A 21,709-nucleotide genomic window follows, 5' to 3' on the forward strand; every position below is an offset into this window, starting at 1 on the left:
TGCTATATATGTTTTTCATTTCAAGAGAGAATATGCATCTTTGGTAAAGAAAGGAATAGAGAGAGTATGAATATATGTAGAGTGCATCACGTTGCAATTATTTGTTCGAATTATGAGACGTCAAAGTATTTTTATACTAGAATATTAGGATTTAAAGAACTGAATGAAGTATATAGAAAGGAACGAGATTCTTATAAATTAGATTTATGTGTAGGAGAAGAGTATCAAATCGAATTATTTTCATTTCCAAATCCGCCTGAGCGCAAAAGTTTTCCAGAAGCAGCAGGTCTTAGACATTTAGCATTTGCTGTTACAAATATAGAAGAAGCTGTGAAGCATTTAAATCAATGTGGTGTTGAGACAGAATCGATCCGTATTGATGAAATAACGGAGAAGAAATTCGTCTTTTTCCAAGATCCCGATGGTTTACCTTTAGAATTGTATGAGGTTTGAAAATTGGTGGATTTTATATAGAGTTGCTTTCCAATAATTGAAGAAACTAAAGTGAAACTTCTTTTTAAAAGGAGGTGTAACTTTAGCTAAGAAAGCTAAAGGACATATGTGGATATTTTAAAATTATTGATGGTAGTCATTCTTATTGGGTTAACAGCATTTTTTGTGGCTGTTGAATTTGCAATTATTAAGGTACGTAGCAGTCGTATTGATCAACTCGTTAGCGAAAAAAGACGAGGTGCACTGGCAGCTAAAAAGGTAACTTCAAATTTAGATGAATATTTATCGGCCTGTCAGCTAGGTATTACAATTACTGCTTTAGGGCTCGGGTGGTTAGGGGAACCAACCATTAAACATTTACTCGAGCCGTTGTTTTTAAAATTACAATTCTCACCTGCGATTTCCAGTACAGTTTCATTTATTATTGCCTTTGCAGTAATTACATTTTTACATGTTGTCATTGGGGAGCTTGCTCCAAAGACATTTGCTATACAAAAAGCAGAACAAGTTAGCTTATTGTTATCGAAACCGCTTATTTATTTTTACCGAGTTATGTATCCGTTTATTTGGGCGTTGAATGGTTCAGCGAGGGTTGTAACTGGTTTATTCGGATTACATCCAGCTTCTGAACATGAAGTAGCTCATTCAGAAGAAGAATTAAGGTTAATCTTATCTGAGAGCTATGAGAGCGGAGAGATTAACCAAAGGGAATTTAAATATGTAAATAATATTTTTGAATTTGATAATAGAGTAGCAAAAGAAATTATGGTACCTCGTACGGAAGTTGTAGGCTTATATGAGGACGAACCATTTGAAACACATATTAAAGTAATAGCACAAGAAAAATACACGAGATATCCTGTATTTGGTGAAGATAAAGATGAAATTATTGGGATGGTTAATGTAAAAGATTTATTTATTCGTTATATGGATGGGAATCGGGACGAGGAGTGCTCGATTATGCCATATACAAGGCCAGTTATTGAAGTGCTAGAAAATATTCCAATTCATGATTTACTATTACAAATGCAAAGAAAACACATACCATTAGCTGTATTGTATGATGAATATGGTGGTACAGCAGGGATTGTTACACTAGAAGATATTTTAGAAGAAATTGTTGGAGAAATTCGAGATGAATACGATGAAGATGAGAATCCACCTATAGAGCATGTAAGTGAAGGTTATAAAATCGTAGAGGGAAAAGTGCTTATTAGTGAAGTAAATGATTTGCTTGGCATACATTTAATTGCTGATGATGTAGATACAATTGGTGGCTGGATTATGGTACAAAAACAAATCGTTGCTGAAGGAGATGTTATTGAGAAACACGGTTTTTATTTTAAAGTCCTTGAAAAGGATATGCATCAAATTAAACGAGTGGAAATAAGGAAAGTAGAAGAATGATTTTCTATAAACTTTAATAAAAAGGATATACAGAAAAATAAATGTTTGCGCTTTCAAAAAAGGTGCTATATAGTGAAGGTGGATACTGAAAAATTCTTCTGAATGATACTCGTGTTTTTAGAGGGCGGATTTTTTGGATAAGGATTTAGAATGAAAAAGTATAGGTGATAAAAATGATAGCAACGAAGGATATACGTATAGAAAAAGATTTTTTAGGTGAAAAAGAAGTACCAAATGCAGCTTATTATGGTGTACAAACATTACGTGCCGTAGAAAACTTCCCAATTACAGGATATCGCATTCATCCATCACTCATTACAGCAATGGCAATTGTGAAAAAAGCGGCGGCGCTTGCGAATATAGATACTGGTTACTTAGCTAAAGACATTGGATATGAAATTGCAGAAGCAGCGCAAGAAATTGTTGATGGAAAGTTTCATGATCAATTTATCGTGGATCCTATTCAAGGCGGAGCCGGAACTTCTATTAATATGAATACAAATGAAGTAATTGCGAATAGAGCGTTAGAACGTATGGGATATGAAAAAGGGGCGTATGCGAAAATTAGCCCAAACACTCATGTGAACATGGCCCAATCAACGAACGATGCGTTTCCAACAGGGATTCATATTGCAACTCTTATGATGTTAGAAAAGCTTCTTATTACAATGGAAGAACTTCATTCTGCTTTTCGTAAAAAAGCAAAAGAGTTTGATCACGTTATTAAAATGGGACGCACACATTTACAAGATGCAGTTCCAATTCGCCTTGGGCAAGAATTTGAAGCGTATAGCCGAGTGCTTGCGCGTGATATAAAAAGAATTAAACAGTCTCGTCAACATTTATATGAAGTGAATATGGGGGCGACAGCTGTTGGTACAGGATTAAATGCAAATCCTACGTATATTGAACAAGTAGTAAAACATTTAAGAACGTTTAGTGGATTCCCACTTGTTGGTGCAGAGCATTTAGTTGATGCAACGCAAAATACAGATGCATACACAGAAGTATCTGCAGCACTCAAAGTATGTATGATGAACATGTCTAAAATTGCAAATGATCTTCGTATTATGGCGTCTGGGCCACGTGTTGGGTTAGCTGAAATTCAATTGCCAGCACGTCAGCCGGGTTCATCGATTATGCCAGGTAAAGTAAATCCAGTTATGGCAGAAGTGATTAACCAAGTCGCATTCCAAGTAATCGGAAATGATCATACAATTTGCTTAGCATCAGAAGCAGGACAATTAGAGTTAAACGTAATGGAGCCTGTGCTTGTATTTAATTTAATTCAATCTATAAGTATTATGAATAATGGATTCCGTGTATTCCGTGAATATTGTATTGAAGGAATTACAGCAAATGAAGAATTGCTGAAGCAATATGTTGAGAAAAGTGTTGGAATTATTACAGCAGTTAATCCTCATATTGGTTATGAAGCAGCATCTCGTATTGCACGTGAAGCAATTGAAACAGGAAAATCTGTTAGGGAGTTATGTTTAGAACATGGTGTACTGACAGAAGAGGAATTGGATATTATTTTAGATCCATTCGAAATGACTCACCCTGAAATTGCTGGAGCTTCTTTATTAAAAAATAAAAAAATGTAATGTGAAAAACACCGATCCATTTGGATCGGTGTTTTATTTTTAAAAGATATTAAATACAGCGTTTAATTGAAGTAAGCTAATAACAGCTAAGAAAATTAAACTGTATTTCATTGCTGTTTTAAATAGAGCAGATTCTTTACCAACTAGTCCAACTGCGGCACAAGCAACTGCTACAGATTGTGGTGAAACCATTTTTGCCATTGTACCACCTACTACGTTTAAGGCAACGAGTGTAGAAGGAACGATGTTTAACTGGTCTGCTGTTACTGCTTGAAGTGGTGCAAATAAAGAACCACTTGAAACTACTGAACCTGTAATGAATACGCCAATCCATCCTAAGATTGGAGAAAGAACTGGGAATGCATTACCAGTAGAAGAGAATGCAAGTCCAAGTGTAGATGACATACCAGAGTAGTTCTCTACGTAAGCTAAAGCGATAACGCTACAAATTGTATATACTGGAGCTTTTAATTCTTTCATTGTTTCAATCATTAATTCTTTAACCATTTTACCTTTTACGCGGTAAACGATAAGTGAAACGATAATTGCTAGTACAATCGCAGTAGTTGTAGAAGAGAATACATCGAATTTGAAGACAGCTGCGAAAGGTGTATCAGCTTTTGTAATTGGTGTAGTTTTCATAACAGCATTATGAAGACCAGGGAACTGAATGTTAAATACTAAGTTTGCTAACGCACCATCTGGAGCAAATAAAGCTTTAATCGGTTTTAAGTTAAAGATTGTTACAAATGCAGTTAAGAATACGAATGGAGACCAAGCATATAAAATTTGATTGAATGTATGTGATACTTTAGTTTCTTGTTTTTCTTCTTTAGTAGAAGATTTTGGTTGCCAAACACGTAAGAATAATGCAAGAGCAATCATACTTACAACGGCTGCGAAAATGTTAGTAAGTTCTGCGCCTAAGAAGTAAGTTACAAGGAACTGAGTAATTGCGAAAGAAACACCACTTACAAGAATACCTTGCCAAGTTTCTTTAATACCTTTAATTCCATCGACCATTGAAACAAGTAAGAAAGGTAAGATGATACTAATGAAAGGTAAAATAAGAACAGTTTGACGACCGATAGTTAATGCGTCAAGTTCAGTTAATTGTGCTGGTACTGTAACTGGAATACCCATAGCACCCATAGCACCACCAGCGATATTAGCTACTAAACAAATACCTGCTGCTTTTAATGGGTTAAATCCCATACCTACAAGTAGTGCAGCTGTAATAGCAACTGGAACCCCTAGACCAGCTGCGCCTTCTAAGAAAGCACCGAAAGAATAAGCGATTAATAATACTTGTAAACGTTGATCATTTGTAATGCTTGAAATACTATCGCGAATAATATTGAATTGCTCTGTTTTAACAGTTAATTTGTAAAGGAAAATTGCGGCGATAACGATAGTACAAATTGGATAAAATCCAGATAAAACACCGAATCCGGCAGATGCTACAGCTACTGTTGCTGGCATTTTATAAACAAATATTGCAAGGATAATAGCGACAATCACACTATAAAGACCAGCCATGTAACTTTTCATTTTGAATCCCATTAAACAAATGATGAAACAAAAGATTGGAAGTGCTGCGATTAGTGCAGATAACCAAATATTGTTTAATGGGTCATAAATTTGTGTCCAAGTACTCATAATAATGACAACTCCTATCTATTATATGTGAAGAAATTCACATTATTTGTGAAACTATTCACAATCAACTTACATGCTTAGTATATTCTCCTTCAACACTATTGTCAACGTAAAAAAGTATAATTATTCCATAATAGTGTTAAAAGAAAAGCTTTGTTCATAAAGTAGACAAAAAACACACTCAAATGAATTTAAGTGTGCTGTATAAACTATTTGCATATTATTTTGCTTATTCAGATGGCATGTTCCTTATAGGCGTATATTAGATGCCATCTTTTATATCGAGTATAAAGTTTGATATATGAACTGATCTGTCCTGTTTGATCTAGTGAGGGAGGAATGGTGAGTGGATTTAATAGGAAGTTTTGCACAACAGTCCAACCGCTTGCAATACGAATAAAAAATTAGAAACAAATTTTTAATACCACATCATCTCTTTTTACTGAAAATTCCTTTTAGCGTAACAAAGAGGTTAAGTATAGTTCAGCTACATTACGATAGGTTATCAATTATAGACGGTATTTTACAATACCATTACTGTGCATTTCAATGAGGTGAAAATATAACAAAAAGCCTGATAAAACAACGTTTGCAAGCAAAGTATTCGTAGGCCATTATTTTGCTTTTTCGTTATATCATATAGTATAATATTCAAAATCAACAAGGATTTTTTCCTGAATTTTTGTTGATGAAAATGGAAAAATTTTTCGGCTTTATAGGTTGATAAAGTTATGTCGTAACAGGAAATATAAGAACAGATATATAAATAAATAAAAAGAACATAAAAACGCAAATAAAAACGAAAATGAGGGGAACTTTATGAGCCAAAATCAATTCGAATGTCGTATTTCAGAAGAAGATGTACAAATGTTAAGAGCGTTAGCTCACCCACTTCGTCTACGTCTAGTAATGGAACTTATGCAAAGAGGAACATGTAATGTAACACAACTACAGGAAGTATTAGAAATTCCGCAATCAACGGTTTCACAACATTTAACGAAGTTAAAGCAAAATAAAGTAGTGCGCTTTGAAAGACGAGGATTAGAAGTGTATTACCAAATCCATAATGATAAAGTAAGTGCGGTAGTAAAAACATTATTTTCTTAAAATTTGAATATTATGGAAAAAGACGTGTAGAATATACGTCTTTTTTTATTTGTCAGAAAGGTAGCGAGAGAGTAAATATTAGCATGTGAGGAAGAAATGACAATCAATCAACATGCTGCTTTACGGAATATATTCTAAAAGGAAAAGAAAAAATAGAAAGGAGTGTAGTAAGCAAAAGGAGGGATATTAGTATGGATGTGAAACGTGTGAAACAAATCTTATCTTCTTCAAGTAGAATTGACGTTACATATGAGGGCGTACCAGTATGGATTGAGAGCTGTGATGAGCAGAAGGGGAGTGCTCAAGTGTATGATGTATCTAATCCTGGTGAGAGCGTTCATGTGGACGTGACAGCTTTAGAGGAGAAATAATAAAAAAGACGCTTCTAATTTTAGAAGCGTCTTTTTGTGTGTTATTCCATCATACTCGCAACTTTTTTAGAGAAGAGAAGGAGTACAAGTCCTAAGACGATAACGATAATACCGATACTTGCAAATACTTCAAGGTATCCTAATGATTGTGTAAAGGAAGCAAGTTTACCTGCTAACCAGTTAGCCATACCCGTACCAGCTAACCATACCCCCATTAGTAATGATGCTAATTTTACAGGAGCGATTGCACTTACCATTGATAGACCGATTGGTGATAAGAATAACTCACCAATTGTATGGAAGAGATAAGTGATAACGATGAATAATAAATTCGCTTTTACAGTTATATCTGCTTCACTACTTCCAGTTTTTAGAACTGCTAATGTTAAAACAAGATAACCTATACCTAGTAAAATCATACCAAATGCCATTTTTGTTGGCACGTTTAAATCACCGCGTTTTGTTTTAGAAAGTTTTAACCATAGCATAGATACAAATGGTGCAAGTAGTACGATGAATGCTGGATTAACGGATTGGAACCAAGATGTTGGAACTTCCCAACCGAAAATTGTACGATCTACAAATTTATTTGTATAAAGTGTTAAAGAACTACCAGCTTGTTCAAATCCTGCCCAGAAGAATACTACGAAACAAGTTAAAATTACAATTGCCCAAGTACGATTTTTCTCTTGTTTTGTTAAAGGTTTCTTTTCGATTACAGGTTGATCTTTTGATTTTTTACCAACAACTGTTGTTCCTGCTTTACCAAGGTAACGAGGAGCTAATAAGTTGAAAACAATTTGTCCAATAATCATACCGATACAAGCTGCTAAGAATCCGTATTTATATCCCATTACAATAACGCCATTAGCGCTTGTTTTAAAGAAATCTTCTGCTAAAAATCCACAAATAAGTGGAGCAAAGAAAGCACCTACGTTAATACCCATATAGAAGATAGTAAATGCACTGTCACGACGTGAATCATTTTCGCCATACAATTCACCTAACAGTGTAGAAATATTTGGTTTGAAGAATCCATTACCAATAACTAATAGTATTAATCCAAGGAATAGTCCTGTTTTTGTATTCATTGAGAATAGTACAAAATTGCCGATTGCCATAATGATTCCGCCGAGAGTAATGGCATGACGTCTTGTGATATAATGATCCGTTAGCCATCCGCCTATAATTGGCATGAAATATACTGCCGCTGTAAAAGTACCATATAATTGCACTGCGACTGCCTTATCAAATCCTAACCCGCCACTAACAGCAGCAGTTGTTAAATAAAGAACTAAAAGGCCACGCATTCCATAATAACTAAATCTTTCCCACATTTCTGTTAAGAACAACAAATACAACCCTGGTGGATGTTTTTTTGGTGATTGTTGCTCTCCAGCTTTGTCTAATTTTAAAGCTGCATCCATTTTTGTTTCCCCCTAATCCTGTATAACGGATATTTATGTAATCATTTTAATTTACAAAATATTTAGAAGTCAATAGAATTATATGGAAATAGAAAGAAAATTTCTAAAAAAGTTCTATTTTTCTTCAACCGTTACTGTATTTTGCCCTGAAAACGAGATGATAAGCGTTTTCAAATGTAATAATTGAATTCTAAAAGAAAATAAAATAGTGATTAATCAGAAAATTTAGATTACAACATCTATTCTGATATAGAGAAAATATATTCTATTTACTTTTATAATATAACATATTGGGAATAAAAATACAAAATGAAATAATGTGACACTTCAGTGAAATGAAAAAACCAGCTCCATCAAAGAGAGAGCTGGTTAGAATAAAATTATTTAACAAAGCGTTTTTCGATATCATCTAATAGTAGGTTAGCAGCCATTACACCACCAGCTGTATTCCAAATAACGTCATCAACTTTGTATGCTTTACCATTTTTCACTGCATTTAAATTTTTAAATAGCGGATCATTGATATATTCTTTTTCTAATTCAGAGCCTTTTTTCTCATTTCCTTTATCGAATGTGAAGTAGAATAATACGTCGCCATCCATTGCAGAAATACGTTCTTTAGATACGTTACGCTCTGCAAAGTCGTCTTTATTTTGATCGCCAGGGCGTTTAAATCCAAGCTCTTTTAAAATAACACCAGAGAATGTATCACCATGATAAATACGAACATCACCAGGCATGAAACGAACCATAGAGATTTCTTGATTTACTTTATCACCAAGTTTGCCTTTTAAATCTTTCATACGTGATTCGTAATCAGCTACAACTTTTTGACCTTCTTTTTCTTTATTTAATGCTTTTGCATAAAATTTGAAGTTATCTTTCCATTCACCACGTAATGTTTCAGAGAATACAGTAGGTGCAATTGCTTTTAGTTGTTCGTACACTTTTTCGTGGCGCATTTTGTTACCGATAATTAAGTCTGGTTTTAAAGAAGCAATTGTTTCAACGTTAACTTGTCCTTCATCACCAACAACTTTTACATCTTTCATTTTATCCTTAATATGTGGATACCATGGGTCACCAGTCCAAGACTTTACAGCACCAACTGGTTTCACACCTAATTCAAGTAAAGCTTCAGTTCCTTCATTTGTTAAGATAACTACACGTTTTGGATTAGCAGGAACTTCTGTTTTACCCATTGCATGTTCTACAGTAACCACTTCTTTTTTATTATCTTCTTTTGTAGATTCTTCTTTGTTATTTGATTTTCCACAAGCGCTTAAAAGCATTGAAAATGCTAGTAAAAATACAAATACTGTAAACGATTTCTTCCGCATGAAATTCATTATGTACCCCCTACATGTTGAGAATATTTTTCAATAGCAAGCATGATATTAAGCCTTTATCTTTTGATTGTCAATACATATGGTTGAAAATAATTCTCATTTCCGTTGACAATAAGAATTAAGTTGAAATACACTTACAACGTATCATTATACATTGAAGGGGAAACGCTGCATGTTATTAAAAACAAATCAAGCAAAATGGATTGGATTATTTGTTGGAATCATTGCAGTCGTTATTTGTATTTGGGGAAGTATTATTTTCGGATATACAAATACGAGCTGGAAATTAGCGCTAGATGCTTTTTTCCATTTTAATGGTTCTAATGAACATATTATTATTCAAAATGTGCGCCTTCCAAGGGCACTTATAGCAGCAAGTGTTGGTGCTAGTTTAGCCATCGCGGGTTGTCTTATGCAAACTTTAACTAAGAATCCACTTGCTTCTCCAGATTTTATTGGATTAAATTCAGGTGCTGCGTTCTTCATAGTTGTAGCAATTGTAATTTTTTCAGTAACATCATTATCAGCTTTCACATGGATTGCCTTTTTAGGAGCGGCGGTTGCCGCTGTACTTGTATTTGCTTCTAGTTCTTTAGGAAAAGAAGGGACTACTCCTCTGAAGTTAACGTTAGCAGGGGTCGCAATTAGTGCGTTATTTTCATCATTAACACAAGGATTACTTGTGTTAAATGAAAAAGCACTTGAAGAGGTATTATTTTGGCTTGCTGGATCTGTGCAAGGGAGAAAGTTAGAAATTTTACAATCTGTATTCCCATATTTATTAATAGGATGGATTGCATCTCTTATGATGGCAGGGAAAGTAAATACATTGATGATGGGAGAAGACGTCGCGAAAGGACTTGGACAACGAACAATTTTAATGAAATCATTCGTGTTACTTATTATTGTACTATTGTCTGGTGGTTCAGTTGCGGTTGCTGGTCCAATTGGATTTATTGGAATTATTACTCCGCATTTTGCTAGATTTCTTGTTGGAGTTGACCACAGATGGAGAGTGCCTTATAGCGGATTGTTAGGTGCAATACTACTAATATTGGCTGATATAGCAGCAAGATATGTCATTATGCCACAAGAAGTACCAGTAGGAGTTATGACAGCATTTATTGGAGCACCGTTCTTTATTTATATTGCACGTAAGAGAGGGCTTAGCAAATGAAGAAATATATTCCGTTTCGTATAGGAAAAGGCGAGCTCTCGTTTTTAATGTATAAACGAGCTTGTCTCGTCTTGTTAAGTTTACTAGTTGTTTTAATAGGATTATTCTTTGCGAGCGCAGGTATGGGAGACATGAAAATTGCTCCTTATGACGTATGGCAAGCAATTACCGGAAATGGCGATGCAATGTCAAATATGGTTGTAAATAAGTTTCGTATGCCGCGTATTTTAATTGCTATCCTCGTAGGAATTGCGCTTGCGGTAGCGGGCTGTATTTTACAAGGGCTCGTTCGAAATCCACTTGCTTCTCCTGATATCATCGGGATTACGGGCGGGGCAAGTGTCGCAGTTGTATTATTTTTAGCGCTATTTAGTGATAAAAATAATGCACTAACGGTAAGTATTCATTATATGCCGCTCGCAGCTTTTGCAGGAGCAACGATTGTAGCGGTTTTTGTATACTTATTTGCATGGCAAAATGATGGATTATCACCAATTAGTCTCGTTTTAATTGGTGTTGGATTTTGGGCATTAACGAAGGCGGCGACAACATTATTTATGTTGCTAGCACCAATTTATCAAGCGAGCCAAGCGAATGTATGGATTACTGGTACCGTTTACGGCTCTTCTTGGCAAAATGTTATGGTACTTGCGCCTTGGGTTCTCATTTTAACAGTAATATCATTTATCGCAGCTAGGCATTTAAATGCACAAGAGCTAGGGGATGATATAGCGGTAGGACTTGGGGTTCCTTTAACGAAGTCGCGTGTATTTATGTTATTACTTAGTACAGCTTTAATTGGTGGTGCGGTAGCTTTTGCCGGAGGGATTGGATTTGTCGGTTTAATGGCACCTCATATTTCACGAAGATTAGTTGGTTCTTTATACGGTGCATTACTCCCAGTTGCAGCTATTGTCGGTGCAATTCTAGTACTTGCTGCAGATTTAATAGGGCGTACAATTTTCACACCACTTGAAATTCCAGCAGGGGTATTTACATCAGCAATTGGTGCACCTTATTTCATTTATTTACTTTATAAAAGTCGGAATTCATAAAGGGAGATGAATATGCAAAAAGCATTGGAGACGAAACGCTTGACGTTGTCTTATGGTGAAACAATTATTATTGATGAGCTGAACTTAGAAATTCCAAAAGGAGAAATTACAATTTTTATCGGTTCTAACGGTTGCGGGAAATCAACTTTATTACGTTCACTAGCTAGATTATTAAAGCCAACAAATGGTGATATTTTGTTAGATAATCAAGCAATTCAAAGTATGCAAACGAAGCAAATTGCTCGTCAAATGGCGATTTTACCGCAAGGACCACAAGCACCAGAAGGACTTACAGTATTACAACTTGTAAAGCAAGGGCGCTATCCATATCAAACATGGCTGAAGCAATGGTCAGAAAAAGACGAGGAAATGGTACAGAAGGCACTTGCAGCAACAGGTATGACAGAATTTGCTGAGCGTGATGTGCATGCTCTTTCAGGTGGGCAGCGTCAACGTGCTTGGATCGCAATGACACTTGCACAAGATACAGATATCATTTTACTGGATGAGCCAACTACATACTTAGATATGACTCACCAAATTGAAGTGCTAGATTTATTATTCGAATTAAATGAAACAGAACAAAGAACAATTGTTATGGTATTACATGATCTGAATTTAGCATGCCGCTATGCAGATAACATTGTAGCAATTCAAGATAAACAAATATATGCACAAGGTAAACCTGAAGAAGTGGTAGATGAGAAACTAGTACGTGATGTATTCCGAATGGAGTGTCAAATTAGTACGGATCCGTTGTTTGGAACACCGCTTTGTATCCCGCACGGAAGAGGAAGACGTGTAGTTAAAGAAGTTGCTCAGGCAATGAGATAAAAAAACGATGAGTGATTCATCGTTTTTTTATTTGGTACAAGAAAATAAGAGGAAGAGAGGAATACGTAAGCGACGTTTATACTCTTCTTCATCTTGAAAATAGGTTGGATTTGGTGTAGCTTCTTTTAATGATGTAATGGTAAATCCGGCTTGCTGTAATAATGTGAAATACTCTTCCGTTGTACGATGATATTTAATAACTTCTTGGTCAATCCATGGTTCAACCCGTTTGCCTAGTTTAAAATAATCATCGACGAGCCAACTCGTTCTTTTACCACTTGTTTGTAAGCTTTCAAATGAAGAAGTAATAACGGGATGTTGAACGCTAAAGGTAAAGGTGCCATTTGTTTTTAAAGTTTGAAACACATTTTGAAAAATGATATCAAGATGTTCAATATAATGTAAGGCGAGTCTAGAGGTTACTAAATCAAAAGTGGAAGAGGGATAGGTATAATCTTTGAGGTTTAAAAAATGAACAGATCCATTTTTATTTTCTAGTTGTTTTTTAGCTTTTCCATACATAAGCTCGGAGCCTTCAATGCCGGTGTAAGAGTAGCATCCCTTTTCTAATAATTCCGCACCAAACTTAGCATCACCACAGCCTAAATCGAGAATTTGTTTTCCTTGCACATGACCAATGAGCTGAAAGAATACTGGTTTTTCAATGGATTCATTTGGGCTATTTTCTCGGTATCTTCGTTTCATATATTGTTCGAAAAATGCTGTGTTATTGTATACATCAGATTCTGTAAATGCCATGTTTGAAGCCTCCCTAAATATTTTTTTAATTCTATCAAATATGAAAAGTAAATGATAGATTTATTGTAATGAATCATATATAATCTAGAATTGTAAGCGGTTACTTTAAACTATTTTTCTATAATAAATTCTGAAAACGTGTTAAGCTAGTAGAGGGATTATTAGAACTATTAAGACAATAATCCGCTTACATGAACGATGGGAGGCTTCACAATGTCTAGTAAAACACTTGCGAAATTTTTAGAAGAAAATTTAGAGGATTTAAAATCAAAGGGGCTTTATAACGTAATTGATCCGCTTGAGAGTTCGAATGGACCAATCATTACAATTGGCGGAAAAGAATATATTAACTTATCTTCAAACAACTATCTTGGATTAGCAACAGATAGCCGTTTGCAAGAAGCAGCAATTGGTGCTATTCATAAGTACGGTGTTGGAGCAGGGGCTGTTCGTACAATTAACGGTACTTTAGATTTGCATATTAAGTTAGAAGAAACAATTGCAAAGTTTAAACATACAGAAGCAGCAATTGCTTATCAATCAGGATTTAACTGTAATATGGCAGCGATTTCAGCTGTTATGGATAAAAATGATGCGATTCTTTCAGACGAATTAAATCATGCATCTATTATTGACGGTAGTCGTCTATCAAAAGCAAAAATTATTGTTTATAAACATTCTGATATGGAAGATTTACGCCAAAAAGCAATCGCGGCGAAAGAATCAGGTCTTTACAATAAATTAATGGTAATTACAGACGGTGTTTTCTCAATGGATGGAGATGTTGCAAAACTACCAGAAATTGTTGAGATTGCAGAAGAGTTAGATTTAATGACATACGTAGATGATGCACACGGTTCAGGTGTACTTGGAAAAGGTGCAGGAACTGTAAAGCACTTCGGTCTTTCTGATAAAGTTGATTTCCAAATTGGTACATTATCAAAAGCAATTGGGGTAATTGGTGGATATGTAGCAGGGAAACAAAACTTAATTGACTGGTTAAAAGTTCGTTCACGTCCATTCTTATTCTCTACAGCATTAACACCAGCTGATGCGGCAGCTTGCATGAGATCAATTGAAATCTTAATGGAAAGCACAGAGTTACATGATCGTCTATGGGAAAACGGTCGTTATTTAAAACAAGGGTTAAAAGAACTTGGCTTTAACATTGGGGAAAGTGAAACGCCAATTACACCTTGTATTATTGGGGACGAAGTATTAACACAAGAATTTAGTAAACGTCTAAATGAAGAAGGCGTATACGCAAAATCTATCGTGTTCCCAACTGTAGCAAAAGGAACAGGTCGTGTTCGTAATATGCCTACAGCAGCTCATACGAAAGAAATGTTAGATGAAGCAATTCGTAAGTATGAAAAAGTAGGGAAAGAAATGGGCATCATTTAAGTAACGACATCTTTTGAATAGCTTGCAAATGAGGAGTGGGGAAAATGAAAAAAATTCTAGTAACCGGTTCTTTAGGGCAAATTGGTTCTGAACTAGTAATGAAACTTCGTGATGTATACGGCGCATCAAATGTTATTGCAACAGATATTCGTGAAACAGACAGTGAAGTAGTAACGTCTGGTCCATTTGAAACGTTAGATGTAACAGATGGACAAAAACTACATGATATCGCAAAGCGTAATGAAATAGATACAATTATTCATTTAGCAGCTTTACTGTCAGCAACAGCAGAAAAAAATCCGTTATTTGCATGGAATTTAAATATGGGTGGACTTGTAAATGCTCTAGAAGCAGCTCGTGAATTAAACTGTAAGTTCTTCACGCCAAGTTCTATCGGTGCATTCGGTCCATCGACGCCAAAAGATAATACACCGCAAGATACAATTCAGCGTCCTACTACGATGTATGGGGTAAACAAAGTAGCAGGAGAATTACTATGTGATTATTATTATCAAAAGTTTGGTGTAGATACGCGCGGTGTCCGTTTCCCAGGTTTAATTTCTTACGTAGCTCCTCCAGGAGGCGGAACAACTGATTATGCAGTTGAAATTTATTATGAGGCGATTAAAAAAGGTGCATACACCTCATACATTGCTGAAGGAACGTATATGGACATGATGTATATGCCTGATGCTTTACAAGCGATCATTTCATTAATGGAAGCTGATCCAAGTAAGCTAGTGCATAGAAATGCATTTAACATTACAGCAATGAGCTTCGAGCCAGAGCAAATTGCAGCGTCAATTCGTAAACACATTCCGACGTTTACAATGGATTATGCAGTAGATCCAGCTCGTCAAACAATCGCTGATAGCTGGCCAAACTCTATTGACGCAACAGCAGCAATGAAAGAGTGGGGCTTCAAAGCAGAATACGATTTAGATAAAATGACAACTGACATGCTGGCTAAGTTAAAAAAAAAGCTTGCAGCTGAGTTAGTGATGAATTAATAAGAAGGGTCGATTCTTAGGAATCGACTCTTTTTATTTGTATTTTGGGAATATGCAAATAATTACAAATGTGATAGAATGAGTTAATTTGTGTGTAAAGGGGAGACAAGGAATGGAGAAATGGGAGTTAGCAAAGGAAATTTACAATACGTCACGTTTAACGGGAACATTTAAACTTCGATCAGGACAAGTATCAAATCAATACTTTGATAAGTACTTATTTGAATCTAATCCAGTACTGTTATTAGAAATTACTAAACAGTTGAAAGAGCTCATTCCTCCTGATACAGAAGCACTCGCTGGTTTAGAGATGGGAGGAATTCCAGTAGCAACGGCATTATCTTTACAAACAGGTATACCAGTCGTATTTGTAAGAAAAGAAGCGAAGAAGTACGGCACATGTAAATTGGCAGAGGGTGTTGATATTGCTGGGAAAAATGTTTGTGTTGTTGAAGATGTCATTACGACAGGCGGTCAAATATTATTAAGCACGAAAGATTTAAGAGAACTAGGTGCGAAAGTTAATCATGTTCTAGGTGTGATTGAACGAACAAAAAAAGGAAGAGATAACTTATTAGAAGATGGATTGCAGTTGCACTCCTTATTTACAATGGATGAGTTAATTGAAGGGGAAATGCAACATGCAAAGAGTTGATGTCGTATATGCACTAATACATGACGAAGAAACAGATAAAATATTAATGGTACATAATGCAGAACAAAACGTTTGGTCATTGCCAGGCGGGGCTGTGGAAAAAGGTGAAATATTAGAGGAAGCACTAATAAGGGAAGTGAAAGAAGAGACAGGTTTAACTGCTGCGTTAGGTGGACTTGTTGCGATCAATGAAAAATTCTTTGAAGAATCAGGGAATCATGCACTATTTTTTACATTCCGAGCGAATGTAGTAAAAGGTGAACTTATTGCGGAAGATGAAGGTGAAATTTCTGCAATAGAGTGGGTGGATCGAACAATTGCGAATGAGCGCTTCCCATACTATGACGGAGGATTTGAATCTTTGTTAGAAGTAGCCATTCCATACAAGTTTCAACCAGAAACAAAGTAATTGAACGAAAAAACAGGAGCCACAAGGCTCCTATTTTCTATTCAATCGTCTTCAGTAATAATTTTTTCAATAGTGGTTTAATCTTTAGACGTAAATCTTCAGCGTGATTTGCAACTAAGAAGTGATGGTTATAAATGTTTTTCATCAATTGATAAGTTGCTTCTTTCGCTTCGCCTTCTTCGATGAAGATACCGATTACTTCCATACCACTTTTACGCGCGAGTTTAACAGCTTCATGCGTATCTAAAATTCCGTCTTGTTGATAGTCTAGCGCAGAAGGCTCACCGTCTGTGAAGACTAGTAAGAATTTATGTTTCTCAGGTCTTTTGGCAAGCTTTTCAGAAACGATACGAATAATATATCCGTCGCGGTTATCTTCTTCTTCACGAAGTTGCATAATTTCTGGACCAACGTTTGGTAACGTTGAGTTTTTATAATTTACAACTTCATGGATAACGTTCGGCTTATCTTCAGGTTTAGCGCTAGAGGCATCTTCCCAAAATCCGCTAATAGCGTGCGGGATTTTTAAAGATTTTAAAGCTTCATGGAATAGTACAACACTCTTCTTCGTTTCTTCCATTTTGTTATACATAGAACCAGAACAGTCAACTAACAGTTGGAATGCAACATCGAGTTCTTGTGACTCTTGTCCTTTTTTATAAAACATCCGTGGTTGTTTTTCGGTATAAATACGAAGGAATTTCTTACGAAGTCTTCCGTAATATTTATCACTATTCGCATTCGTTTTATTTTCAATCGTTTTTTCGATAATTTTCTTTAATTCTTTTACATCTTTATTGACGACTGATTTGATAGCTTGGTAATCTTTTTTCTCATCAATATTTACTTTGCGAGCTTCTTTAAATGTATGAGAAGCACCTACATTATACTTCCCATATGCACCGTCGTGCTGGCTAGAAGCGTGTGAAGCCCTTGCTTCTTCTGTATCAGCGCCATCAAAGTTGGATTGTGTACTTTTTTGAGAAGTACCTTGTACAGAACCAAGTGCTTGATCGCCATCTTCTGATTCACGAGCAGTATCGCCCATCATGTTTGTTTTTGTTCCGCTTTCTAATTCAAAGCGTAAAAAGTTCTCGTTTTCGTTATTTTTATTTTCACGATGCCATGTGGAGAAACTCTCATCCATTTTGTTTTTATTTTCATCGTCATCTATAAGCTGCGTATCATCATTTGCTAAATCTTCGACGCGACAGTTCTTTTCGTCTGCAAGAACAGATAAGTAAAGTGGAGCATGTCCGAAATAGTTGTTAAGCATATCACTTTCAAGAAGCGCCTCTAAGCGATAGCGAATTTTCTCAACGATATACATAATATCTTCTGTATTACGTGCTTGGAATGTTTCATGTAAAATCGCTTCAATTTGCTCAAAATATTCATTATTAAACATTTCATATTTATCGCTCGTTAATGAAAGATAGCATAGGCAAAATAGACGATCACCGTGATAATTACGAACGCGGTTTATTTCATTTTGAGAGCCGAAATAATTGCGGTACATTTCTTTTCGGCGTTTAAAAATATGTTTCGTGCCAGGACGTAAGTTCTTTACGATTTCCTCAACGCGTAAATCTTCTAATAGAACAAATAATTGTGTTAAAAACTTTTTTAGGGGCGATTCTTGCAATTCAATCGCATACGAACGAATTAAAGTCATGTCCGAGTAATGTTTATTACCAAGTGCTTTTAAGAACACTTCGCTTTTTAATCCGATTACTGTATCTTCTTCTTTTCGATCATCCCAAAAGTGACTAATGACAACTTTCTTTTCAATTTCGTCGTAGTATGCTTTATAGCCATATTCAAGATAGGCATCGTCTTCTTTTAGAAGGGCATACATTAAATTTTCCATTTGTAGAAACAGCGACGCATCAATTTTTTTGTCACTAAAAATTTGTCTCATAAATTATCCCTCAAAGAAATAACTTTCTGCTAATTCACGGACAGTCATTTGTTCTGTTTCATCATTAAGTTTTGCAATTATGCTTCGTTCAATAGCGCGCATAACAGGAATATATACACCTAAATCACATGCGTCGATAATACCACGAATACTTGCTGCTTCTTCACTTACACGTCCATCGCGAGCTAAAGGCATAAGGTCGCTTGCAAATGCAACAAACTTTTCAATTGTTGCAACATCATTTAATTTTGATTCTGCTAATAATAGTTCTTTTAATGTGTCACCTTGAATGTAAGGAACTTCAATAATAACGAAACGGTTTTTTAATGCTTCATTTAGTTCACTTGTTCCAACGTAACCTTCGTTAATCGCAGCAATTACACGGTATTCGTCATCACCGTATACAACCTCTTGTGTAAATGGGTTTGTGATCATTTTACGGTAATCTAATGCGCCGTGAAGTAGCGGTAAAGTTTCAGGTTTTGCCATATTGATTTCGTCAATATATAGGAAGTGACCGTTCTTCATTGCTTTCATAAGAGGACCGTTAACAAATGAAACTTCAGATGCACCATCTTTCGTTTGTAGTGTGTTGTATCCTAAAATACCTTCTACATCTAAGTCGACAGAGCAGTTAATGCTATGCATTGGTTTTTGGAATAAAGAAGAAAGAGTTTCCGCTAGTACTGTTTTACCACTACCAGTCGGTCCTTTTAATAGAATGTTCTTGCCAAGAAGAAGTGCTGTAATCGCATCTTCAATAATGCTATTATCAGACGCTTTATATATTTTCGTTCCGATTAAATGTGCATTTTCACCAGCTTCTTGTTTATTCTTTTCATGAATCGTAGAAAGCTGTTGTTTTAAATCAGAATGTATATGAAATTGTTCTAACATGTATTTCCCACCTAACATTATTTTCATAAAGTAATACATCTTATGATAACTTGTTTTAATATGGTATGCAAAGAAAAGGAAGGAGGATAAAGGGAAAAGAAAAAGCAATCAAGATGAAGTTGATTGCTTACAGTAAAGGAGAAATGAGCCTCATGAAAGACTCCAATATGCGTTTTTTTATACTTCTTTTTTGGAAAGAGTTCCATTTAATTTCAGTTGAATGTTTAAAGTCTTCTTCAAAATCACGTTTAATATCGTGAACTGTTTTTGATTCATAAAGTACGCTAATAATTTCGTAATTCAATTCAAAGCTACGTACATCCATGTTTGCTGTTCCAATCGTTGCAATTGTATCATCAACGAGTACAATTTTTGCATGCATAAAACCATCTTTATAACTGTAAATAGAAGCACCAGCTTTTAAAAGCGGAGTGAAATAGGATTGAGATGCTTGATCACTAATGATGCTATCACTTTTACCTGGATATAAAATCCGTACATCTATTCCGGCAATTGCACTTAAGCGTAATAATGTTAAAGTTTCTTGATCTGGAATAAAGTAGGGTGTAGCAATCCAAATTGATTTTTTTGCAGAGCCCATAACAGCTAATAATGTATTACGAATACTTTTATCATCGGAGCTTGGTCCGCTGGCTACGATTTGAACAGCACCTTCTGCATTTGAAATCTCTTTACCTGGGAAGTATTGTCTATTCATGAATTGATCCCAGGAATAAGTATTTAAACCACTAGAGGCATAGAGCCAGTCTTCTAGAAAGATTGCTTGTAATTTATATAATGCTTTTCCTTCTATTTTTAAATGACTATCACGCCAAACAGGAAATTTCTTTGAACGACCAAGATATTCATCACCGACATTGAGTCCTCCGGTAAAACCAATTTCTCCATCTACAATAACAATTTTTCGATGGTTACGATAATTGACAGTTTCAAGTAACCAAGCTGAAAAAATAGGGTCAAATTCTACAATTTCAATCCCAGCTTCTTTCATAGGTTGTAAAAATCGTCTTCTTAACGTATTACTTCCAAGGCCATCATAAAGGAAGCGTACAATAACACCATCTTTTGCTTTTTGTATTAAAGCATCTCGAACTTTTGTACCAATTTCATCAGATTTATAAATGTAGTATTGAATATGTATATGATGTTTTGCCTGCTCTATAGCTCGCAAAATTTCTGAAAATGTTTGATCTCCGTTTGTTAAAAGTTTTGTAGTTGTTTTATCTGCGACAGGACCGCCCCCCAATTTTTGTATGACTTCTGTTAAATGTAAGGAACGTTCATTTAGTGGGACTGTGAGTAATAACTCTAGTCTTCTTCCTTCTAATATTTCACGGAATAATTTTCTTTGTTCTTCTGAACGATGGAGATGTTTTTTTCTTCTCCAGCGGCTGCGTCCGAAAATAGCGTATAAAAGCACACCTATAATAGGAAGAAGTGCTAATACTAAAAACCATGCTAATGTACTTTGTGGAGATCTATTTTCTATAAAAATAACGAATGAAATTCCTACGATTGTGATGGACCATAGAGCACCGACAAATGTATATAACGAGATATACGATGTATTTAATAGGAACAGAACGATAGATACAATTGTAAATATTAATAGTAATTGAACGATAGGCTTCTTCATTTCTATATAATTCCCCTAATCTTTTTTCAATATAGACTTCTTAAATAGAAGATGTAATATGACATCTTTATTATAAGGTGTTTTGCTTTTTTTACAAAATATAGACATTTCACCTATACTTTCCGCATTTGTCCTACATACAGTGTACTATCCCATTTTTTATCTCACTCTTAACGCATATGAAAATGAAAAAATCGAAAAGGAGCGGAGAAACATGAATTATATAGAAAATAATGGATTGTACTATCGGAATCATCATGGAGGACACAATCACTATGATCACCATCATCATCACGGAGGCGGATGGGGCTGGGGTGGTGGTAGTTCATGGGGAGGCGGATTTTTCCCTGGAAGCTTTGCAGGAGGAGTGTTAGGCGGACTGACAGCGGGTGCATTAACAGGTGCAACAAGTGGAGGATATTATCCGGCTCCATATCCAGTAGCTTATCCATCACCATACCCTGTAACGTATCCAATGCCATACCCAGGTTATCAGCAAATACCATATTCGTATTAAACTAAAAAAGAGGCTATCCTCTTTTTTAGTTTAA

At 35.4% G+C, this 21,709-nt stretch carries 20 protein-coding genes; 13 read left to right on the forward strand and 7 right to left on the reverse strand.

Translation table 11 applies throughout. From position 1 onward, the window contains the following. The first annotated feature begins 66 nt into the window (after window positions 1-66). From gloA2 to aspA, 3 genes are all read left to right on the forward strand, one after another. Complete coding sequence (gene gloA2 / locus ACW0JX_RS03210) at window positions 67-453, forward strand: SMU1112c/YaeR family gloxylase I-like metalloprotein (protein WP_001017682.1); 387 nt, start codon at window positions 67-69, stop codon at window positions 451-453. Window positions 454-561: 108 nt separating this feature from the next. Next, entirely contained in the window at window positions 562-1,860 is a 1,299-nt protein-coding gene (locus ACW0JX_RS03215) for a hemolysin family protein (protein WP_000353320.1), read from the forward strand. 173 nt (window positions 1,861-2,033) lie between these two features. After that, window positions 2,034-3,467 (forward strand): aspartate ammonia-lyase, encoded by a 1,434-nt coding sequence (aspA, locus tag ACW0JX_RS03220; RefSeq protein ID WP_459245347.1) that lies wholly within the window; start codon window positions 2,034-2,036, stop codon window positions 3,465-3,467. Window positions 3,468-3,506: 39 nt separating this feature from the next. Here the strand turns inward: aspA and ACW0JX_RS03225 are convergent, their stop codons facing one another. Continuing rightward, the gene (locus ACW0JX_RS03225; RefSeq protein WP_016083562.1) at window positions 3,507-5,126 is read right to left on the reverse strand and encodes an L-lactate permease; all 1,620 of its coding nucleotides are present in this window, start codon (window positions 5,124-5,126) and stop codon (window positions 3,507-3,509) included. Window positions 5,127-5,945: 819 nt separating this feature from the next. Between ACW0JX_RS03225 and ACW0JX_RS03230 the strand changes: the two genes are divergently transcribed. Together ACW0JX_RS03230 and ACW0JX_RS03235 are read left to right on the forward strand one after the other, a co-directional pair. After that, complete coding sequence (locus tag ACW0JX_RS03230) at window positions 5,946-6,233, forward strand: ArsR/SmtB family transcription factor (protein WP_000081428.1); 288 nt, start codon at window positions 5,946-5,948, stop codon at window positions 6,231-6,233. 191 nt (window positions 6,234-6,424) lie between these two features. Further along, on the forward strand, window positions 6,425-6,604 hold the full coding sequence (locus tag ACW0JX_RS03235) for an acid-soluble spore protein H (protein ID WP_000382679.1): 180 nt from the start codon (window positions 6,425-6,427) through the stop codon (window positions 6,602-6,604). Window positions 6,605-6,645: 41 nt separating this feature from the next. Here the strand turns inward: ACW0JX_RS03235 and ACW0JX_RS03240 are convergent, their stop codons facing one another. Further along, window positions 6,646-8,031: a peptide MFS transporter gene (locus ACW0JX_RS03240; protein ID WP_016083560.1), complete on the reverse strand. Its 1,386-nt coding sequence runs from the start codon at window positions 8,029-8,031 to the stop codon at window positions 6,646-6,648. A 380-nt stretch (window positions 8,032-8,411) separates the two neighbouring features. Next, entirely contained in the window at window positions 8,412-9,380 is a 969-nt protein-coding gene (locus tag ACW0JX_RS03245) for an ABC transporter substrate-binding protein (RefSeq protein ID WP_001010277.1), read from the reverse strand. A gap of 172 nt (window positions 9,381-9,552) precedes the next feature. Between ACW0JX_RS03245 and ACW0JX_RS03250 the strand changes: the two genes are divergently transcribed. Genes ACW0JX_RS03250 through ACW0JX_RS03260 form a run of 3 tightly spaced genes read left to right on the forward strand, consistent with a single transcriptional unit; the run spans window position 9,553 to window position 12,446 of the window. Further along, the gene (locus tag ACW0JX_RS03250) at window positions 9,553-10,557 is read left to right on the forward strand and encodes a FecCD family ABC transporter permease (RefSeq protein WP_000925211.1); all 1,005 of its coding nucleotides are present in this window, start codon (window positions 9,553-9,555) and stop codon (window positions 10,555-10,557) included. After that, window positions 10,554-11,612 carry a FecCD family ABC transporter permease gene (locus ACW0JX_RS03255; protein ID WP_000760059.1) on the forward strand — a complete coding sequence of 353 codons (1,059 nt, stop codon included), beginning with the start codon at window positions 10,554-10,556 and terminating at the stop codon, window positions 11,610-11,612. Before ACW0JX_RS03250 ends, ACW0JX_RS03255 begins: the two co-directional genes overlap by 4 nt. 12 nt (window positions 11,613-11,624) lie before the next feature. Then, window positions 11,625-12,446 carry an ABC transporter ATP-binding protein gene (locus ACW0JX_RS03260; protein ID WP_001167953.1) on the forward strand — a complete coding sequence of 274 codons (822 nt, stop codon included), beginning with the start codon at window positions 11,625-11,627 and terminating at the stop codon, window positions 12,444-12,446. 27 nt (window positions 12,447-12,473) lie between these two features. On the opposite strand, the gene ACW0JX_RS03265 is transcribed toward ACW0JX_RS03260, so the two are convergent. After that, on the reverse strand, window positions 12,474-13,205 hold the full coding sequence (locus tag ACW0JX_RS03265) for a class I SAM-dependent DNA methyltransferase (protein WP_000885974.1): 732 nt from the start codon (window positions 13,203-13,205) through the stop codon (window positions 12,474-12,476). A gap of 213 nt (window positions 13,206-13,418) precedes the next feature. Between ACW0JX_RS03265 and ACW0JX_RS03270 the strand changes: the two genes are divergently transcribed. The 4 genes from ACW0JX_RS03270 to ACW0JX_RS03285 all read left to right on the forward strand — a co-directional run bounded on the left by ACW0JX_RS03270 (window position 13,419) and on the right by ACW0JX_RS03285 (window position 16,683). Next, window positions 13,419-14,609 (forward strand): glycine C-acetyltransferase, encoded by a 1,191-nt coding sequence (locus tag ACW0JX_RS03270; protein WP_000095906.1) that lies wholly within the window; start codon window positions 13,419-13,421, stop codon window positions 14,607-14,609. A gap of 44 nt (window positions 14,610-14,653) precedes the next feature. Further along, window positions 14,654-15,619, forward strand: coding sequence for an L-threonine 3-dehydrogenase (locus tag ACW0JX_RS03275; RefSeq protein WP_459245348.1), 966 nt, complete (start codon window positions 14,654-14,656; stop codon window positions 15,617-15,619). Between the two features lie 112 nt (window positions 15,620-15,731). Beyond that, window positions 15,732-16,274: an orotate phosphoribosyltransferase gene (pyrE, locus tag ACW0JX_RS03280; RefSeq protein ID WP_157676029.1), complete on the forward strand. Its 543-nt coding sequence runs from the start codon at window positions 15,732-15,734 to the stop codon at window positions 16,272-16,274. Then, entirely contained in the window at window positions 16,261-16,683 is a 423-nt protein-coding gene (locus ACW0JX_RS03285) for an NUDIX hydrolase (RefSeq protein WP_089170404.1), read from the forward strand. Before pyrE ends, ACW0JX_RS03285 begins: the two co-directional genes overlap by 14 nt. Window positions 16,684-16,720: 37 nt before the next feature. On the opposite strand, the gene ACW0JX_RS03290 is transcribed toward ACW0JX_RS03285, so the two are convergent. The 3 genes from ACW0JX_RS03290 to ACW0JX_RS03300 all read right to left on the reverse strand — a co-directional run bounded on the left by ACW0JX_RS03290 (window position 16,721) and on the right by ACW0JX_RS03300 (window position 21,158). Next, window positions 16,721-18,604 carry a vWA domain-containing protein gene (locus tag ACW0JX_RS03290; protein WP_016083554.1) on the reverse strand — a complete coding sequence of 628 codons (1,884 nt, stop codon included), beginning with the start codon at window positions 18,602-18,604 and terminating at the stop codon, window positions 16,721-16,723. Window positions 18,605-18,607: 3 nt separating this feature from the next. Continuing rightward, the gene (locus tag ACW0JX_RS03295; protein ID WP_000892988.1) at window positions 18,608-19,501 is read right to left on the reverse strand and encodes an ATP-binding protein; all 894 of its coding nucleotides are present in this window, start codon (window positions 19,499-19,501) and stop codon (window positions 18,608-18,610) included. A gap of 127 nt (window positions 19,502-19,628) precedes the next feature. Next, window positions 19,629-21,158 (reverse strand): cardiolipin synthase, encoded by a 1,530-nt coding sequence (locus tag ACW0JX_RS03300; RefSeq protein WP_459245349.1) that lies wholly within the window; start codon window positions 21,156-21,158, stop codon window positions 19,629-19,631. A 214-nt stretch (window positions 21,159-21,372) separates the two neighbouring features. Between ACW0JX_RS03300 and ACW0JX_RS03305 the strand changes: the two genes are divergently transcribed. Continuing rightward, entirely contained in the window at window positions 21,373-21,675 is a 303-nt protein-coding gene (locus tag ACW0JX_RS03305; RefSeq protein ID WP_459245350.1) for a cobalt transporter, read from the forward strand. Window positions 21,676-21,709 lie beyond the last annotated feature (34 nt).

The organism is Bacillus sp. C-3-6 (genome assembly GCF_054509685.1).

Excerpts from the sequence above, each read along its gene's own strand:
- ACW0JX_RS03305 (WP_459245350.1), top strand. The coding sequence starts at position 21,373 with ATGAATTATATAGAAAATAATGGATTGTACTATCGGAATCATCATGGA.
- ACW0JX_RS03225 (WP_016083562.1), bottom strand. The coding sequence starts at position 5,126 with ATGAGTACTTGGACACAAATTTATGACCCATTAAACAATATTTGGTTA.
- ACW0JX_RS03285 (WP_089170404.1), top strand. The coding sequence starts at position 16,261 with ATGCAAAGAGTTGATGTCGTATATGCACTAATACATGACGAAGAAACA.
- aspA (WP_459245347.1), top strand. The coding sequence starts at position 2,034 with ATGATAGCAACGAAGGATATACGTATAGAAAAAGATTTTTTAGGTGAA.
- ACW0JX_RS03295 (WP_000892988.1), bottom strand. The coding sequence starts at position 19,501 with ATGTTAGAACAATTTCATATACATTCTGATTTAAAACAACAGCTTTCT.
- ACW0JX_RS03255 (WP_000760059.1), top strand. The coding sequence starts at position 10,554 with ATGAAGAAATATATTCCGTTTCGTATAGGAAAAGGCGAGCTCTCGTTT.
- ACW0JX_RS03275 (WP_459245348.1), top strand. The coding sequence starts at position 14,654 with ATGAAAAAAATTCTAGTAACCGGTTCTTTAGGGCAAATTGGTTCTGAA.
- ACW0JX_RS03240 (WP_016083560.1), bottom strand. The coding sequence starts at position 8,031 with ATGGATGCAGCTTTAAAATTAGACAAAGCTGGAGAGCAACAATCACCA.
- ACW0JX_RS03230 (WP_000081428.1), top strand. The coding sequence starts at position 5,946 with ATGAGCCAAAATCAATTCGAATGTCGTATTTCAGAAGAAGATGTACAA.
- ACW0JX_RS03290 (WP_016083554.1), bottom strand. The coding sequence starts at position 18,604 with ATGAGACAAATTTTTAGTGACAAAAAAATTGATGCGTCGCTGTTTCTA.
- ACW0JX_RS03300 (WP_459245349.1), bottom strand. The coding sequence starts at position 21,158 with ATGAAGAAGCCTATCGTTCAATTACTATTAATATTTACAATTGTATCT.
- pyrE (WP_157676029.1), top strand. The coding sequence starts at position 15,732 with ATGGAGAAATGGGAGTTAGCAAAGGAAATTTACAATACGTCACGTTTA.
- ACW0JX_RS03235 (WP_000382679.1), top strand. The coding sequence starts at position 6,425 with ATGGATGTGAAACGTGTGAAACAAATCTTATCTTCTTCAAGTAGAATT.
- ACW0JX_RS03270 (WP_000095906.1), top strand. The coding sequence starts at position 13,419 with ATGTCTAGTAAAACACTTGCGAAATTTTTAGAAGAAAATTTAGAGGAT.
- ACW0JX_RS03265 (WP_000885974.1), bottom strand. The coding sequence starts at position 13,205 with ATGGCATTTACAGAATCTGATGTATACAATAACACAGCATTTTTCGAA.
- gloA2 (WP_001017682.1), top strand. The coding sequence starts at position 67 with ATGAATATATGTAGAGTGCATCACGTTGCAATTATTTGTTCGAATTAT.
- ACW0JX_RS03245 (WP_001010277.1), bottom strand. The coding sequence starts at position 9,380 with ATGAATTTCATGCGGAAGAAATCGTTTACAGTATTTGTATTTTTACTA.
- ACW0JX_RS03260 (WP_001167953.1), top strand. The coding sequence starts at position 11,625 with ATGCAAAAAGCATTGGAGACGAAACGCTTGACGTTGTCTTATGGTGAA.
- ACW0JX_RS03250 (WP_000925211.1), top strand. The coding sequence starts at position 9,553 with ATGTTATTAAAAACAAATCAAGCAAAATGGATTGGATTATTTGTTGGA.